Origin of the sequence: Arthrobacter sp. M4, assembly GCF_020251205.1 — a bacterium.
In the GTDB taxonomy this organism is placed as follows: domain Bacteria; phylum Actinomycetota; class Actinomycetes; order Actinomycetales; family Micrococcaceae; genus Arthrobacter.
On sequence record NZ_JAIWYX010000079.1, the window covers coordinates 1 to 272 of the forward strand.

The window sequence follows — 272 nt, forward strand, 5'->3', positions numbered from 1 at the left end:
TGAAGGATCCCGGTTCCGCCTGCCCGCGCCGCGGTGTTGGCCGCCGCCTGTGCCAGGGCCTGGGCAGCGGTGTTCGCCGGGTCTGCCTCTGTAATGCTGGCCTCGGTGGCCAGGGGTTCTGCTGCGCTGGTTTCTGCTGCCTGGGCTTTGGCGGTGCGGGCGTCGTGGTCCAGGCCGTTGTAGATGGCCAGGCCGGCTTCGGCGGGCAGGTAGGCGCCCAGGGTGCACATGCCGTCCGGTTCGGGGGTGAACCAGACGCTGCGTTCCCGCCG

General features: G+C 71.3%; 1 pseudogene. It reads right to left on the minus strand.

The features are described from left to right. Positions 1-272 (minus strand): annotated as a pseudogene (locus LD110_RS23475) (hypothetical protein); the annotation flags it as partial.